General features: G+C 42.7%; 15 protein-coding genes. 6 read left to right on the forward strand and 9 right to left on the reverse strand.

Translation table 11 applies throughout. The features are described 5' to 3' along the window. Window positions 1–9 precede the first annotated feature (9 nt). The 3 genes from ACFSYC_RS03215 to mutY all read right to left on the reverse strand — a co-directional run bounded on the left by ACFSYC_RS03215 (window position 10) and on the right by mutY (window position 3,212). Window positions 10–1,545 (reverse strand): serine hydrolase, encoded by a 1,536-nt coding sequence (locus ACFSYC_RS03215; RefSeq protein WP_377123454.1) that lies wholly within the window; start codon window positions 1,543–1,545, stop codon window positions 10–12. Window positions 1,546–1,723: 178 nt separating this feature from the next. Further along, window positions 1,724–2,131 (reverse strand): single-stranded DNA-binding protein, encoded by a 408-nt coding sequence (locus ACFSYC_RS03220; RefSeq protein WP_377123456.1) that lies wholly within the window; start codon window positions 2,129–2,131, stop codon window positions 1,724–1,726. Between the two features lie 37 nt (window positions 2,132–2,168). Further along, window positions 2,169–3,212 carry an A/G-specific adenine glycosylase gene (mutY, locus tag ACFSYC_RS03225; RefSeq protein WP_377123458.1) on the reverse strand — a complete coding sequence of 348 codons (1,044 nt, stop codon included), beginning with the start codon at window positions 3,210–3,212 and terminating at the stop codon, window positions 2,169–2,171. A gap of 177 nt (window positions 3,213–3,389) precedes the next feature. On the opposite strand from mutY, the gene ACFSYC_RS03230 reads away from it, so the two are divergent. From ACFSYC_RS03230 to radA, 4 genes are all read left to right on the forward strand, one after another. Beyond that, a complete protein-coding gene (locus ACFSYC_RS03230) occupies window positions 3,390–3,689 on the forward strand; it encodes an HU family DNA-binding protein (RefSeq protein ID WP_377123460.1) in 300 nt (99 codons plus the stop codon). A gap of 9 nt (window positions 3,690–3,698) precedes the next feature. Next, window positions 3,699–4,553: a tetratricopeptide repeat protein gene (locus ACFSYC_RS03235; protein ID WP_377123462.1), complete on the forward strand. Its 855-nt coding sequence runs from the start codon at window positions 3,699–3,701 to the stop codon at window positions 4,551–4,553. A 236-nt stretch (window positions 4,554–4,789) separates the two neighbouring features. Then, the gene (locus tag ACFSYC_RS03240; protein ID WP_377123464.1) at window positions 4,790–6,340 is read left to right on the forward strand and encodes an Rne/Rng family ribonuclease; all 1,551 of its coding nucleotides are present in this window, start codon (window positions 4,790–4,792) and stop codon (window positions 6,338–6,340) included. Window positions 6,341–6,521: 181 nt separating this feature from the next. Continuing rightward, window positions 6,522–7,973, forward strand: coding sequence for a DNA repair protein RadA (gene radA / locus ACFSYC_RS03245; protein ID WP_377123466.1), 1,452 nt, complete (start codon window positions 6,522–6,524; stop codon window positions 7,971–7,973). A gap of 80 nt (window positions 7,974–8,053) precedes the next feature. Here the strand turns inward: radA and ACFSYC_RS03250 are convergent, their stop codons facing one another. Continuing rightward, entirely contained in the window at window positions 8,054–9,451 is a 1,398-nt protein-coding gene (locus tag ACFSYC_RS03250) for a hypothetical protein (RefSeq protein ID WP_377123468.1), read from the reverse strand. Between the two features lie 245 nt (window positions 9,452–9,696). On the opposite strand from ACFSYC_RS03250, the gene ACFSYC_RS03255 reads away from it, so the two are divergent. After that, the gene (locus ACFSYC_RS03255; protein WP_377123470.1) at window positions 9,697–10,125 is read left to right on the forward strand and encodes a DUF4920 domain-containing protein; all 429 of its coding nucleotides are present in this window, start codon (window positions 9,697–9,699) and stop codon (window positions 10,123–10,125) included. A 74-nt stretch (window positions 10,126–10,199) separates the two neighbouring features. Here ACFSYC_RS03255 and ACFSYC_RS03260 read toward each other — a convergent pair whose 3' ends face one another. The 5 genes from ACFSYC_RS03260 to panC form a co-directional block, all read right to left on the reverse strand. Further along, entirely contained in the window at window positions 10,200–10,856 is a 657-nt protein-coding gene (locus ACFSYC_RS03260; RefSeq protein WP_377123472.1) for a hypothetical protein, read from the reverse strand. Window positions 10,857–10,880: 24 nt separating this feature from the next. Then, window positions 10,881–13,700 (reverse strand): carbamoyl-phosphate synthase large subunit, encoded by a 2,820-nt coding sequence (carB, locus tag ACFSYC_RS03265; RefSeq protein ID WP_377123474.1) that lies wholly within the window; start codon window positions 13,698–13,700, stop codon window positions 10,881–10,883. A 228-nt stretch (window positions 13,701–13,928) separates the two neighbouring features. After that, entirely contained in the window at window positions 13,929–14,582 is a 654-nt protein-coding gene (locus tag ACFSYC_RS03270) for a DUF4397 domain-containing protein (protein WP_377123476.1), read from the reverse strand. A gap of 244 nt (window positions 14,583–14,826) precedes the next feature. Continuing rightward, window positions 14,827–15,177, reverse strand: coding sequence for an aspartate 1-decarboxylase (panD, locus tag ACFSYC_RS03275; protein WP_377123478.1), 351 nt, complete (start codon window positions 15,175–15,177; stop codon window positions 14,827–14,829). 92 nt (window positions 15,178–15,269) lie between these two features. Next, complete coding sequence (gene panC / locus ACFSYC_RS03280; protein ID WP_377123480.1) at window positions 15,270–16,127, reverse strand: pantoate--beta-alanine ligase; 858 nt, start codon at window positions 16,125–16,127, stop codon at window positions 15,270–15,272. 151 nt (window positions 16,128–16,278) lie between these two features. On the opposite strand from panC, the gene ACFSYC_RS03285 reads away from it, so the two are divergent. Then, window positions 16,279–17,103 (forward strand): glycogen/starch synthase, encoded by an 825-nt coding sequence (locus tag ACFSYC_RS03285; RefSeq protein WP_377123482.1) that lies wholly within the window; start codon window positions 16,279–16,281, stop codon window positions 17,101–17,103. Window positions 17,104–17,113: the final 10 nt, after the last annotated feature.

Raw genomic sequence — 17,113 nt, forward strand, 5'->3', positions numbered from 1 at the left:
CACAGCTGGTTAGTTTATCTTCTTAAAAATATAGGGGTCGGTTTCAACAAAATCGGCCACTTTTATTTTAACCCCAGTCACTTTGTTGCCCTGAACAGTAAAGGGAAACACCGTTTTGCCATATATCGGGTCTGAAAAATTCGCAAAGAACCTATTACCGCCTAAAGGCTGCAATTTTACAAACATGCGGTTATGATGCTCAAAGCGCGCTTCCAGATCATTGTTCTCTCCGCGAATTATCTCCAGGTTGCCGTATAGCTCATGATGATATTTACCTGTATAGCTATTTATGGCCATTGCCGGGCGTAAATTTAATAGCACACTATCCTTTAGTTTTTTAACAACCCGCTGTTCATCGGCAGCGTTTTTTTTAAAATTGGCCAGGTAGGTTTCACTGTAGTTGCGGAATGGTTGCTTAAAGTAGGCATCCATAATTTCCCAGCGCAAAGCTTCATACAGCGCGTTTTGATCTGTATTTGTTAAAATGATGATGCCCAAATTATCTTGCGGCACAAGGGTTACAGAGGATACAAACCCCGTTACCCCACCATCATGCATAATGATGCGGTGCCCCGAATAATCTTGTAGAAACCAGCCTAAGCCGTAAAGCTCATAGTTAGTTTCGCCGTTTAAATGACGTTTGCTGGCAACAAAATCTTGGGGCTTGCGGGTTTCTAAAATAGCGCCTTCGGGTATCACCTGCTTTACACCGACTTTACCATTATTGAGCTGGGCCAAAACCCACTTACTCATATCGCTTATAGATGATGATATGCTCATGGCCGCTGCCATGCCATCCATTTGCGCATAAGGCACGGCGCTTAGCCGCTCATCAATCAAAGTATGGGGGACAGCCTTGTTGAATGATTTTGGAAGATCGGCTGATAATGCCAATGTATTGCTCATGCCCAGCGGGGCAAATATTTTCTCTTTTAAGTAAGCTTCCCAGCTTTTATCCGCTACTTTGGGTATTACCTCGCCTGCAGTTAAAAATGCAGCATTGGTATAGCCCCATTTGGTGCGAAATGGATAAGTCGCTTTTAAGCCGCCTAGCTTGTCGATAATCTGGGCGCGAGTTAGTTTGCTGTTGTAAAAGGCGAAGTCGCCCTGGAAGGTTTTAAAGCCCAAACGATGGCAAAGCAGGTCGCGCAAGGTAGTCTGTTCGGCAGCCAATTTATTTTCAAGCTTAAAGTTGGGCAGATATTTGGTAACGTGGTCATCCAGGGATAGTTTTTTATCCTCCTGCAGCATAGCAAGGGCGGTAGCCGTAAAAGCCTTGGTGTTACTGCCTATCATAAACAAGGTGCTCTCGTCAACCTTTTGATCGGGTAATCCAAGCTCTTTTATGCCATAGCCTTTCATTAACACAATACGGTTATCTTTAACAATACAAACCGCCACCCCCGGTATGCGCCAGTTGGTTAAGGCCCGGTTAATGTATTGATCAAGGCTATCAGGTATAAACCTTGATCGGTTTACATTTTGGGCATTACTTAAGTTTGATAAAAAGAGGCAGGTAAATACGGCAGCAAGAAACCTTTTCATGATAAATGACGGGATATATTAACAGCTACTAATTTAAACGAAAAATTGTGTCAGAGATTATTTTTCTATAATTTACCTTTCCAAAATAACATAGTCGATATTTACCAAATAACAATAAAGCCCCGCTGATTGCTCAGACGGGGCTCATGTTTTACTATATTGATTGTTTAATTGGGGGCTAATATGTAATGTCAGTACTGTCCATATCTTCGGTCGACTTTGTAACATGCTTTGGGAAGCTATCCTGTTCAAAGTCAGTTTTACGGCCTAACATCGTAAAGTTTTCGGCAACTACTTCGGTAGTATATTTTTTAATACCTTCTTTATCCTCAAAACTGCGGGTGCGCAATTTGCCTTCGATATATACCAGCTTGCCTTTTTGTAAAAATTTAGCAGCTACATCTGCCAGGCTGCGCCATAATACAATGTTGTGCCACTCGGTTTGTTCAACCTTTTTTCCATCCTTACCAAATGTCTCTGAGGTAGCCAGGGGAAAACTCGCGACAGAAACACCTCCTTCTAGTTGGCGCACCTCAGGGTCTTTACCTAAGTGGCCAACAAGTATCACTTTATTTATTCCAGACATAGTTTAAATTGTACGGGATAAAAGTAAATATTTATTTCTAATTTAAAAAATTATCTAAGAATATAAAAAGGGGTTTGGGTAAGGGGTGTTTTTGTAGATTCTCTACTTTTACGAAAACCCAATTCGGACTCATTTTTACAGGTTTGTAGGTCAATGTAATAAACCTTATGTATAAATGCTGATGTGTTAATATGTGTTTCGTCACTTCACTCGCCGTGCTGATCTTAACATCATGTCCGAAGTTTTCAGTACTCGTGGGAATAACAAGTAGCTCATCAAGCGACAATAATTCGGAGGTTTCTACCATCGGCAGGTCATACATATTAGCCCATATATCGCCTTCGCCGCGTTTATTCATTAATATCTCATCCCCATTTGTAAATAAAAAGTAATTAATAAAGCGCTGTTTTATACTCAATTTTTTGAGTTTAACGGGTAGCGCAGCGGTAGCATTATACTTAAAGGCATAACACGCCAATCGTATAGGACATATGCCGCAGGCCGGGTTCTTAGGTTTGCACAGCATAGCCCCAAACTCCATTATAGCCTGGTTATGCACCGCCGGCTTTTTCTTATTAAGAAAATCGGTCGCTGTGGCCTGAAAGATCTTTTTACCCCCCGTGCTGTTAATAGGCTCGGCAATGCCAAAGTATCGCGCCAACACCCTGTAAACATTTCCGTCGACAACAGCCCGTAGTTCATTGGCAGCAAACGACGCGATAGCCGCCGCGGTATACTCGCCTATACCTTTAAGTTTTATCAATTCATCATAAGTAGTGGGGAAAGTGCCGCCATATTCGTCGCGTACCATTCTGGCCGTCTTTAACATGTTTCGCCCGCGAGAATAATAGCCAAGCCCTTGCCATAAGCGTAATACCTCGTCCTCATCAGCAGCGGCAAAATCATTAACGGTTGGATATTTTTCTGCAAAGCGATTAAAATAAGGCAAGCCCTGCCCTACCCTGGTTTGCTGTAATATTACTTCAGATAGCCAAATAATATAGGCGTCAGTAGTATGCCGCCAGGGCAAGTCGCGCTTGTTTTCGAGGTACCATTTTATAAGCTCGTCAGAAAAATCCATGAGCATCAAATTTAGGCGATTAATGGCTTAACTATATGGTGTTTGTAAAGATAATGTAGTACTTTTTAAGCTATATAAAAAAAACTCAGTAATAATTTCGCCTTTTAGGAATAAAGCGATACTTTTGCAACCCCAAATAAGTTAAGTAATTACAAAATTAATAAAGGAAAATCAGATATGACTAAAGCAGAAATTATAACTGAAATCTCGTCTAAAACAGGAATTGAGAAGGTTGATGTACAGGAAACAGTAGAGGCGTTTTTTAAGGTTATTAAGAACTCTATGGTTGGCGGCGAGAACGTTTACGTGAGAGGGTTTGGAAGTTTTGTGGTAAAAAAGAGAGCTAAAAAAACTGCACGTAACATCTCCAAAAATACTGCTATAATCATCCCTGAGCATTTTGTACCTAGCTTTAAACCGGCTAAAACTTTTGTTGAGAAAGTTAAAACGGGTAACAAAACCACAAGCGCCAAATAAGCATACGTAATGAATAAGAAACAAATAACCCTGATTGTAGCCACATTGGCTGTTGTTGGCTATTTGTATTCATTACCCGTTAAAGGCTTAATAAAAGCAAGCGAACCGCATGACAAAGCTGCCTCATCTGCCCCCGTGGCTGGTAAGGCAGCTTTAAATGTAAATGCGGCTACTGTATCAGAGCCTGCAAGAGCAGCCATAGGCGAAGGCCTGGCGGCAACAATTATTAAACTGGAAGAGGAATTGGCAAACGCGTCAAGCGATGCTGATAAAGTTTCTATCCAGAAAAAGCTGGCAAAGCAATGGGAGGATGTTAATCAACCTGCGCCTGCAGCATTTTATTACCAGGCTGTAGCCCGCAAGGACAACAGCTTTGACGCATGGCTAAGCGCGGGTAACCGCTTTAACGATGCTGTTAAACTTGAGCAAGACACCGCAATAGCGCCCGCATTTGTTACCGGCGCTGTTGAAGCGTTTAAAGGTGCCCTTAAACTTAAGCCCGAAAATTTAGAGGCTAAAACAGGTTTAGGGGTTGCTTATGCAAACGGTGGAGCAAGTAGCCCTATGCAGGGTATTACTTTGCTGCGCGAGGTTATTGCTAAAGACCCTAAAAATTTGAGTGCTAACCTTAATTTAGGTTTGCTCTCCATGAAATCGGGCCAATATGATAAGGCTGTTGATCGTTTTAAAACGGTTATATCAGTTAAACCATCAATTGAAAGTTATTTTTACCTGGCCGAAACTTATAAACAGTTAGGGCGGAAAACTGAAGCTGTTGCAGCTTACGAAAAATGTAAAGATTTGATACCCGACCCGGTTTTTGGCAAGCGTATAGATCAATATATCAAGGAATTAAAAAATTAATACACATTAAAAAATTATTATTATGCCGAGCGGTAAAAAACGTAAAAGACACAAAATGGCTACCCACAAACGCAAAAAGCGTTTAAGAAAAAACAGACATAAAAAGAAATAAGGTCGCTTTTTAAGCACCTTATTTTTCGCCTTTTAGGCAATTATTGTTTTGTTTTTACCCCTATAGTAAGAAATTACAACGCGGCGGTTTATGCCGTTGCGTTGCTAAAGAAATGGAGTAGCAGTTGATAAAGGAATTAATTATCGATTCATCCCCTAACGGGGCTACCATTGCATTATTACAGGATAAACAACTTGTAGAGCTACACAAAGAGCAGATTAGCAACAATTATACTGTTGGTGATATTTATTTAGGCCGCATTAAAAAAATTATGCCCAGCCTAAATGCTGTGTTTGTTGATGTAGGCTATGAGAAGGATGCATTTTTGCATTATCTTGATCTTGGTCCGCAGGTGCAATCGCTCCTGAAACTGGCCAAGCAAGTGCGTGGTGGAAGTTATCAGGCTAAGCTGTTAGATAATTTTAAGCTTGAAGAAGATATAAGCAAGGGAGGTAAGATATCTGATATCCTTACCAAAAACCAGCTTATACCTGTGCAGATAGCCAAGGAGCCCATTTCAACGAAGGGCCCCCGCTTAAGTTCAGACTTATCTATAGCAGGCCGGTATGTGGTATTAGTACCATTTTCTGAGGTTGTATCGATATCTAAAAAGATAAAGAGCAACACGGAGCGTAATCGTTTGCGCAAAATTATTGAGAGCATAAAGCCTAAAAACTTTGGTGTCATCATTCGCACAGTTTCCGAGAGCAAAGGTGTTGAAGAGATGCAGAAGGACCTGCTTGATCTGGTATCAAAATGGGAGGCTTTTGTGACCCGACTACCGGCTGTCGAGCCGGGTAAAAAGGTATTGGGTGAAATTGGCCGTACGTCGACCATCCTTAGGGATATATTGAACCCTGATTTTCAGAACATATATCTTAACGACGGTACACTGTACGAGGAAGTTAAGCAATATGTAAAAGATATTTCGCCTGACCTGGAGAGCATCGTTAAGCTGCATAAGCACAAAGAACCTTTGTTTGAACACTTTGGTGTGGACAAGCAAATTAAAGGAGCTTTTGGAAAAACAGTAAATCTTGCCGGCGGCGCTTACCTGGTTATTGAGCATACGGAAGCCCTGCACGTTGTTGACGTTAACAGTGGTAACCGTACAGCTAATAAAGAAAATCAGGAAGATAACGCCTACCAGGTAAATCGCGAGGCGGCTAAAGAAATTGCGCGTCAGCTGCGCCTGCGCGATATGGGTGGTATTGTTGTGATTGACTTTATTGACATGCACAAGCCAACCAACCGTAAGGACTTATTTGACTACCTGCGTGCCGAAATGGCGCTTGACCGTGCTAAGCATACTATTTTGCCGCCAAGTAAATTTGGCCTGGTGCAAATAACCCGCCAGCGTGTTAGGCCCGAAATGAATATTGTTACCACCGAGGTTTGCCCGTCATGCCATGGTACAGGTACCATACGCCCAACGATTTTGTTGTTAGATGATATTGAAAATAACTTCAATTATGTACTGACAGAGCAAAATGAAAAAGGAATTACCCTTTGTGTGCACCCTTATATTGAGGCCTATATCAGGCAGGGATTAGTTACCCGCCAAATGAAATGGTACTTTAAATATAATCAATGGATAAAAGTAAAAAGTAACCCGGCATATCAGATAACCGAGTTCCACTTTTTCTCATCAAAGGACGAAGAGATTAAATTATAAGTGTGCGATTGTTCATATTTAAAAGAGCCGATGTTTCACATCGGCTCTTTTTGTTTTAAGCCGATATCATGCGGTCATCGCAATACAGATCGAGCAATGCTAATTAATTTAGCAAACCCCTTTGCCGTTTTCAAATAAATCTGCACATTTGCACATCCGCATATCTGCATATCAACAAACAATGGCTAAATCTAAAATAGCGTATTTCTGTCAAAGCTGTGGCTTCGAGTCGGCTAAATGGTTGGGTAAATGCCCATCATGCCAGCAATGGAACACCTTTGTTGAAGAGGTAATTGAAAAGGATGCTAAAGCTGTACCCGCCTGGAAAGTCAGTACCAGCACCACTCAGCAACGCGCCAACAAACCTGTAGAGGTATCAAACATCACCTTTACCGAAGAGGAGCGACTCCTTACGCCAGACAAAGAATTCAACCGTGTATTGGGCGGCGGCATTGTTCCCGGTTCATTAGTGCTGATAGGGGGCGAGCCGGGCATAGGCAAGTCAACGTTGATGCTGCAACTTGCACTAAATATGCCTAACCTTAAAGTGCTTTACATATCAGGCGAGGAAAGCGAAAAGCAGATCAAGATGCGGGCGGAGCGATTAAGTGACCTGAAGCCCCAGGGCGTTAAATCCGAAATCAAGAATTCGACTTCCGATATCAAACAGGGTGCCTGCTACATACTTACCGAAACATCCACCCAAAACATATTTAAGCAGATAGAGGAGCTGGAGCCCGACCTTGTGGTGGTTGACTCGATACAGACCCTGCATTCTTCGCATATAGATTCTACGCCGGGCAGCGTGTCGCAAGTGCGCGAGTGTACGGCCGAGTTGTTGCGTTTTGCAAAGGAGAGCGCTACACCGGTATTTTTGATTGGCCACATTACCAAAGACGGTATGATAGCCGGCCCCAAGATATTAGAACACATGGTTGATACTGTTTTGCAATTTGAGGGTGACCGTCATCATGTTTATCGAATATTGCGGACAGTTAAAAACCGATTTGGATCATCATCAGAGCTAGGCATCTATGAGATGCTGGGCGAAGGCTTACGCGAGGTGTCTAACCCATCAGAGATCTTATTATCTCAACGCGACGAACCTTTAAGCGGTATTACCATATCAGCCACTTTAGAGGGCATGAGGCCGATGCTGATTGAAACGCAGGCATTGGTGAGCACATCGGTATATGGCACGCCCCAGCGTAACGCAAATGGCTTTGACGCCAAGCGCATGAGCATGCTGCTTGCCGTACTTGAAAAGCGCTGCGGTTTTAAACTTGGCGCACAGGACGTTTTCCTTAACATCACCGGCGGCATCAAGGTAGAGGATCCGGCTATTGACCTGGGGTTGGCGGCTGCCATTATATCGTCATACCAAAACATACCCATTCCCACAAAAACCTGCTTCGCGGGCGAAATTGGATTGTCCGGCGAGATCCGTGCGGTTAACCGTGTAGAGCAACGCATTGCCGAGGCGCAAAAATTAGGCTTTGAACAGATTTACATTTCTAAATACAATATGCCATCGGCAGCGCAAGCCAAAAAACGCATGGATTTATCTCGCTACACCATTGAGATTAAAATGGTAGCAAATATCGAAGATGTATTTGAATTGTTGTTTGGATAGGGGAATGCCAATATTCGAAACACGAGAGCCGACCTGTATAACAGAAGTCGGCTCTCGTTTAATATCAATATTATAAATACTTACTGCACTGCGACTGTAACTTTGCGGATAGCATTGTTGTTAAAGTCGGCTACGTATAAATTTCCCTGAGTATCAATAGTAACTGATTGCGGACTGTTAAAACGTGCGGCAGCACCCACGCCATTTACGTAACCCGTTGTGTTGGCCGCGCCGGCAATAACGTATAACACCATGTCTTTAGTTATTTCAAGTATACGTCCGCCAGTTTCTGTTATGAACAAGTTGCCCTGAGCATCCATAACCAAACCGGTAGGGTTGCCAATTAGCGTTGAAAAATAGATACCGCCTGCGTAAGTAGATACATCGCCTTTAGGAGTAATTTTGCGGATAGCTTTGTTTTTATAATCGGCAACGTAAATATTGTCCGCGGCGTCTTTGGTCATGGCAACCGGGTAGTTAAAGTAAGCCGATGTGCCGTTCGCATCATTATAGCCTGGTACGTTTGTTTGCACATAGCCGGTTGGAGCTACGTATCCTGCAAAAGTACTGGTAACGCCCGCTGAAGTAATTTTACGGATCAGGTTGTTGCTTCTGTCAGCAACGAATAGGTTTCCGGAAGCGTCAACAACCGTAGCGCTCGGATTATAAAATTGAACTACACTGCCTTCGCCATTTTTATAGCCGGGTATGCTTGTCCCGGCAAGCGTACTAACATCACCGGCTGCTGTCATTTTGCGAATGACATTGTTACCTAAATCTGCAAAGTAAACGTTGCCTTGCGCGTCAAAAGCAAAACCTTTAACACCATAAAACTTAGCTTGGCTTATCGCACCATTTGTAAGGCCAATAACAGCATCATTAGTGGTGTTTGTATAGCCGGTTAATGAAATAGTACGTATAGAATTGTTAAAGGAGTCGCCTACATAAAGTAAATTCGACACCGGGTTAAATGCAATAGCGTTAGGCGCGTCAAACAACGCCGACGTGCCGATAGTAGAATTAACAAAGCCGGCTCTCCCTGTTGGGCTGCCTGCAAATGTGGTTACTGTGCCTCTTGGCACGGCAGCAGTAGTATTAGTTTTAAAAGTAGTAACACTGCTGTAGCCTGTGCCACCATCACTAATAGCATATGCCCTGATGTAATAAGTAGTATTAGCAGCAAGGCCGGTAATCTGGGTTATCCAACTGGCAGCCAGCGTATCTTTTACAAAGGTGTCGCTAAGGGTTGGCTTTTGATTAGACGAGCTGTAGCAAATACCAACTTCTTTTATAAAATTTGAGGTGCCAATGCGGCCGCCTACCACTACAGAGCTTGTAGTTAACTCGCTAAATACAGGGTTAATAACAGGCTCGGGGATTGGTGCAACCGGGGTTTCGCCTTTCTTACAGCCGGTAACAAATGCCATAGCGGCAATAAAAAGGATAATTAAAAAAGTGCCTTGTAGCGATTTTTTCATACTTGTATTAGTTTAATTCGTCCCCGGCGGTTCCTTTTCCGGCTAGCTTCACATTTTTTATGCGGATGCAAAGATAGTTGTTTATTAATTTTTAAATATAGTTTATTGGCTGCTATTTAGATGCAACCCTACAGGTAAAGATCTGTTTTTAACATAATTTAACAGCCTAATTGCTATTTTGCATTCAACGCCTTAATAACGTACTGCGACCAAACCAATGCAGCTGGTTGGGTGTTGATAAATGCATGAGATACTTGATCTTACTGATAGTAACCTGCTGCGCCCTAGCCGCATCGGCACAAAAAAAGCCTATGCCGCATGGTATGGTTTACGGTAATAAGCCCGACACTAGCAATATTGTGCCTGCCAACAGGGTTGAAGCTTTTATGGATAAAAAAGTACGCATCAGCAGCACCGTACGTGGCAAAGTGATAAGAGTGACTAAACCAAAGGGCGGCTGGTTTGAGGTTGACGCCGGCAACGGCAAAATTATAGCAGCGCATTTTAGAGACTACAACGTAACTACACCTGTTGAATTAAAAGGTAAAATAGTATTAATAGAGGGCGTGGCCCAAAAGCAATTTGAAGCAAGCGGTAAAGCAAAAACCGGCATTAAAATAGATCCCAAACGAAGATTGACATTTGAGGTTAAGGGGCTGATGGTTGAAAAATAACGAGGGCGGCCTGCATAAAAAAGCCCCATCTGCACAATTGTGAGGATGGGGCTTTGTATTTGATGATAATGAAGCTACGCCAAAGCGGACTCTATTTGTCTTTGGTTTATAAATAGCTCGCGTACTTTTTGTTCAACATGCTTTCGGTTTACAGAGGGTGTGCCTTTGCGTCCCTTCAAGTGGTTGTCTCTAACGATCTTTGCCACCAGGTCGCCTACCGTTTTCACATTTAGCTCGTTACAAAACCTGGCAGATAGCTTATAACCTGCCGCTGCCAAAATTAAACCAACCGCGCCCACAGCACCATAGAAAAAGCAAGCTATTAAAGAGCCGGCAAATAATATGGCTAATACGGCAGTAACCCATGGCTTCGGTTGCAAAATATTCATCTTTAAACCCAGCTCGGCCTCTAACTGCTCAATCATCTTTGCCCTGTTTTCGCAAGGGAAAATGGCTTTAACCCTGCAGGCAGGGGTGATCTCGCTTTTGCGACACGGCGATACCGCCATAAAAGCGTTTCTGAACCTATAAAAAGCCTGCTGTGTGGTGCAACCCTCGGCGTGGCTATGTTTCATTTCATTACAGATCGTGTCACACAGATCATCTAAAGAAACCACCTTTTTCAAATCATCGCTCTTAAGTTTAATGTTAAAAGAGCGCTCTATATTTAGCAACGCATCGCCCGCCTTTTCTGCTTGGATGGCTGTTAACAAATCAATATTCAAACTCATTCTTAATCTCTAAATCCAGTGCAATTACTTGCTCAAATACATTGACTTTTCCTTATACAAGTGTCTGAAATATGGATCTTCCAGGTTGGGGATAAAGCGTATAGCTTCGCCGGTTGACTTCATTTCAGGGCCCAGTTGTTTTTCAACTTCAGGGAACTTGTCGTAAGAGAAAACAGGCTCTTTTATAGCATAGCCTTTTAGCTTGCGCACTATGGTAAAATCTTTCAATTTATTAGCGCCTAACATTATTTTAGCAGCAATGTTAATGTAAGGTACATCATATGCTTTGGCGATAAACGGCACCGTGCGTGATGCGCGGGGGTTAGCCTCAATTACATACACTTCTTCGTTTTTAATGGCAAATTGGATGTTCAATAAACCGCGTACATCTAAAGCTCTCGCAATTTTGGCGGTGTACTCTTCCATTTTATTAATAACTGTTTCAGACAAATCAAACGGCGGTAATACCGCGAAAGAGTCCCCCGAGTGGATACCGGCAGGCTCAATATGTTCCATTAAACCAACAATGTGCACATCGTCGCCGTCGCTGATAGAATCAGACTCCGCTTCTGACGCGCGATCAAGGAAGTGGTCAATCAATACCCGGTTGCCCGGCAGGTTTTTTAACAGACTAACCACCGCTTTTTCCAGGTCTTCGTCGTTAATAACAATGCTCATGCCTTGTCCGCCTAATACATAGCTAGGGCGAACCAACACAGGGTAACCAACTTGGTTAGCAACTACCAGCGCTTCTTCAGCACTTTCGGCAACGCCATATTTGGGATAAGGGATTTCAAGTTCTTTTAACAGGTCAGAAAAACGGCCGCGATCTTCGGCAATGTCCATGTTATCAAACGATGTACCGATGATCTTAATGCCATGCTCATGCATTTTCTCGGCCATCTTTAAAGCGGTTTGGCCACCTAACTGAACAATTACGCCCTCAGGTTTTTCCAGCTCAATAATTTCGCGCACGTGCTCCCAGAACACCGGCTCAAAATATAGCTTATCGGCCATGTTAAAGTCGGTTGATACCGTCTCAGGGTTACAGTTAATCATAATGGCTTCGTAACCAGCCTCTTTGGCTGCTAACAAACCGTGTACACAGCTATAATCAAACTCAATGCCCTGGCCAATCCGGTTAGGGCCCGAGCCTAATACAATGATCTTTTTCTTATCAGATGCTATTGACTCGTTCTCGCCTTCGTAAGTAGAATAGTAGTAAGGCGTTTTTGCCGGGAACTCGGCAGCACAGGTGTCAACCATTTTGTAGACACGTTTTATGCCCAGCTCTTTACGGCGCTGGTAAACATCCTCTTCGGTAGTATTATTATGCAGAACGTAAGCAATCTGCGCGTCAGAAAAACCTTTTTGTTTAAGCAGGTACAAGAAATCCTCAGGGACGTTACCTATCGAGTACCGGCGTAATTCAATCTCCAGGTTTACAATCTCCTGGATCTGGTTCAGGAACCAACGATCGATCTTAGTGGCCTTACGGATAGACTCCATAGGCACGCCTAAGCTCATAGCATCATAAATATGGAACAACCTATCCCAGCTTGGATGCTCAAGGCTGTGCATTATTTCTTCAAGGTTGCGGCTTTGTTTACCATCGGCACCTAAACCTGCGCGGCCTATCTCTAAACTCTGACAAGCTTTTTGAAGCGCCTCTATAAAGCTACGGCCAATACCCATAACCTCGCCTACTGATTTCATTTGCAAACCAAGCTCGCGGTTAGCGCCTTTAAATTTGTCGAAATTCCAACGAGGGATTTTTACGATCACGTAATCTAACGTAGGCTCAAAATAAGCTGATGTCGTTTTGGTGATCTGGTTTTCTATCTCATCAAGGTTATAACCTATAGCCAGTTTAGCAGCAATTTTAGCAATTGGGTAACCGGTTGCTTTTGATGCTAAGGCTGATGAACGAGATACACGCGGGTTGATCTCGATAGCGATGATCGATTCATCAGCAGGATTAACAGAGAACTGTACATTACAGCCACCTGCAAAATTACCAATGGCGCGCATCATCTTAATAGCCTGATTACGCATGTCCTGGTAACAACGGTCGCTCAAGGTCATGGCTGGTGCCACGGTTATTGAGTCGCCGGTATGGATACCCATTGGGTCAAAGTTTTCGATAGAGCAGATAATGATAACATTGTCATTGCTGTCACGCAAAAGCTCTAACTCATATTCTTTCCAGCCTAAAACAGCCTGCTCTACCAGTACCTCGTGGGTTGGCGATGCTTGCAAGCCACGGCTTAATGCTGCGTCAAAATCTTCTTTTTTATGTACAAAACCTGCGCCTTTACCGCCTAAGGTGTAGCTTGGGCGGATAACCAATGGGAAACCAATTTCTTGCGCGCCTTCCTTACCTTCAAGAAACGAGTTGGCAATTTTTGATTTTGCTACACCCACGCCTATATCAACCATCAACTGGCGAAAAGCCTCGCGGTTTTCGGTTTTTTCAATAGCGGCAATATCAACACCAACTATCTTAACACCATGTTTTTGCCAAATGCCGCGTTCATCAGCCTCGATACAAAGGTTTAGCGCGGTTTGGCCGCCCATAGTAGGCAGTACTGCATCAATTTTTTGCTCTATCAATATTTGCTCAATACTTTCGCAGGTAAGCGGCAGCAGGTAAACATGGTCGGCAATTACATTATCCGTCATGATGGTTGCGGGGTTACTGTTAATGATAGATACAGTAATACCTTCTTCTTTAAGTGACAAAGAAGCCTGTGAACCGGCGTAGTCAAACTCGCAAGCCTGGCCAATAATAATAGGACCAGAACCGATGATCAGGATGTGTTTAATGGAGGTGTCTTTGGGCATAGTCTTTTTGAGTATAAATTCTTTGATCCTTAATTGAAACATCAATTTTTGAACCTTTAAATACTATGCGCTGATGGCAGGAAATCCCGACTTCAGCGTCGGGGTGCAAAGATAGAAGTTATTGGAGTAGGTTGTGTGCCTTTTCTGAAAAAAATAAACCACAATTGTTGATAGCCAATCAGGCATCGGTTTTATAGCTAAAAACGCGATGCCTGATGTGGTTATATTTTAATTTTGGGTGTAGCCGTAGCCATTAATTTCCGTACTGTTAGCACCGCTAAACCATACGTTATAAATTTTACCTGCTTGTATGTTAAGATCAATAACCGGGTTGGTGGTTACCCCGGTGGCCTGTGTTGTAAACTTAGTACTAGGTGCAACCTCAAAATAAGCAGATGCACTACCAAACGGTAACTCCGTAAATAATTGGGCCCCGCCCTGGATAGACACAATCATAGCGCTTGTTAAATTATAATGCAGGTTAATAAACCTAACCCTTGCTTTGCCGGCAGCAGGAGCTGTCATGTTATCTTTAATGCCGCCTGCGGTTAAGCGTCCCTGAAAATTTGCGTACAAAAATAAGGTAGCCTGGTCACCAATGTCCGACCCATAGTTTTCAGAGGCACTGGTAATATTTGTACTAGGGTCTACAAATGCCATTAAGTTAATGCCTGATGTGTATTTAATATATGGCGATATAACACCATATGAAAGCCCGCTGCTGATAACTTTTTTATCGGCGATGTAAACATCATGTGCCGGCGCTCCAACTACCGCGTTTAAAAAACGTATTTGCGCTTCGCCCTTCGGCGTCTCTTTCTCTTTTACGCATGCTGAAGCTAATAGTACAACAGCACATAATCCTAATAATATTTTTTTCATGATGTATAATTATTCTTTATGGTGTATAAGTTATCGACAACCCGAGGTTTTATGCAGCAAAGTAAACGCTAAAGTATCTATTAAATTATTTAATAGATATGTTTTTAACAAAACGTCGCTGCGGGTGCAGGGTGCTGTAAGTGTTAAACGTTATAGATTTATAAAACGCTACTATATAAAAAAAGAAATATCGCTGAAAGACTAATTTGACTAGTGTAAGTTCTTCAGTCCCCTTTAGAGTGGTTTATTTAATCAATTTATTTTCCGGATCAGGGAAAACCAATATCGGCTCATAATTACGTGCCTTGTCCATTTCCATGTAAGCATAAGACATGATTATTACAATATCGCCAACCTGGGCCAGCCGTGCTGTCGCGCCATTAAGGCAAATGGTGCCGCTGCCGCGCTCGCCACGTATGGTATAAGTTTCAAAACGGGCGCCATTATTATTGTTTACTATCTGCACCTTCTCGTTGGCAATAATATTTGCCGCGTCCATCAAATCTTCATCAATAGTAATACTGCCTACATAGTTTAGTTCGGCTTGTGTTACTTTAACCCGGTGCAGTTTAGATTTTAATACCTCAATAATCATAAGGCAAAGTTACGTTTTTAGTTATAAAAGAATAAAGATTGAGATTAGTTGACTTTATAATGGTATAAGCTACACTAAAAGGTCAGACAGACCTAGTCTTCGACCTTATCGCCACTCTTTAAAAGTACATTATCAATCAGCCTCGTTTTCCCAACAGTAGCGGCTACTAAAGCTACAAGGGTTTCAGTGTCTTTATCAGCGGGAAGCAGTGTTTTAGCATCTGCAATTTCAAAGTAGGCTAAATCAACGCCCGGCTCGGCGGCAATGGCTGCTTCGGCGTCGTGTTTTAGCTGCACGATGTTGTCGCTATTGAAATTTCGCTTAACCAGGTTCAGTGTTTTTGATAGTATCAAGGCATGCTGCCTGTCAGCTGCAGATAAATGAATATTGCGCGAGCTCATTGCTAGGCCGTCCGGTTCGCGCGCTATCGGGCACATCACCAGTTTTTCGGGCAACTCCAGCAGGTCAATCATGTGCTGTATAACCAAAAACTGCTGGTAGTCTTTTTGTCCAAAAAAAGCCAAATCAGGGGTTACTATTTCAAGCAGCTTAAAAACCACCTGCGTTACGCCCTGGTAATGGCCGGGCCTGAATTTCCCTTCCAGCAGCCCCTCTATTTCGCCAATGTCTACATGCCAGCTTTCATCATCGTCATACATCTCGCTAACTTCTGGGTTAAACAGTATGTCGCATCCAGCTTCTTCTAGCTTGGCTATATCGGCACTTAAAGGGCGGGGATATATCTCCAGGTCCTTAGGGTCATTAAACTGCGTGGGGTTTACAAATATGCTGCAAACCACAACGTCGCATTGGTGCTGTGCTTGTTTTATAAGCGACAGGTGACCGGCGTGTAAGGCACCCATGGTAGGCACGAAGCCTACAATCTTGCCCTCGGCTTTTACAAGCTCAAGCTGTTGTTGCAGGGCGGCTTTTCTGGTAAATTTTTTCAATATTATATATTACAAAAAGTGGGCGAAGTTGCATAAATGATACAAAATAACCAAAAGTACTTGCATAATTGATTGATACTTCATATATAATGTTTATATTTGCACACTCAAATTTTTTGAGGTATTACAAATATTTAATTCTGATTTGGAGATGGGTAAATCTAAGCTTTTGTTTATAACTCATGAAATGTCACCTTTCCTTGAACTCTCAAAAATTTCTGAAATAACGCGCCAGCTACCGCAGGCCATGCAGGAAAAAGGATACGAAATTCGGATTCTGATGCCGCGTTTTGGAAATATTAATGAGCGTAGGAACAGACTTCATGAAGTGATCAGGTTATCAGGTATGAATATCATTATCAATGACAATGATAATCCGCTGATCATAAAAGTTGCATCTATCCCTGCTGCGCGTATGCAGGTTTATTTCCTGGATAACGAAGAGTATTTCCAGCGTAAACATGTGTTTGAGGATAAGGACGGCAAATTTTACGCTGATAACGACGAGCGTATGATTTTCTTTTGCAAAGGGGCGTTGGAAACAGTAAAAAAATTGGGCTGGGCTCCTGATGTAATTCATTGCCACGGGTGGATGAGCGCGTTAGTGCCAGCGTACTTAAAAACAACCTATAAAGACGATCCGACATTTAAGAACTCAAAAATTGTTTACTCTATCTATGAAAACGATTTTCAAGGTGCTTTAAGTGCTGATTTTGCGCAAAAAGCAGTAATGGGCGATATGACTGAACAGCATACGGACGTATACAAAGCAGGTACAAATGCCGCTTTATACGAAGGCGCTATCAGCTACAGCGATGCCATTGTTTTGGGTAGCGAGAATATCGACGGGGATGTGTTAAATAATGTTAAAAACAGCCAAAAACCGTTGTTAGAATTTAATTCGACCGCAGATTTCGAAAATTATTACAATTTTTACGACGAAATTACCAGTGAGGAATTGGTTAACGTTGTATAAGCAGTGAGAG

Source organism: Mucilaginibacter antarcticus, from assembly GCF_042686155.1.
Taxonomy (GTDB): domain Bacteria; phylum Bacteroidota; class Bacteroidia; order Sphingobacteriales; family Sphingobacteriaceae; genus Mucilaginibacter; species Mucilaginibacter antarcticus.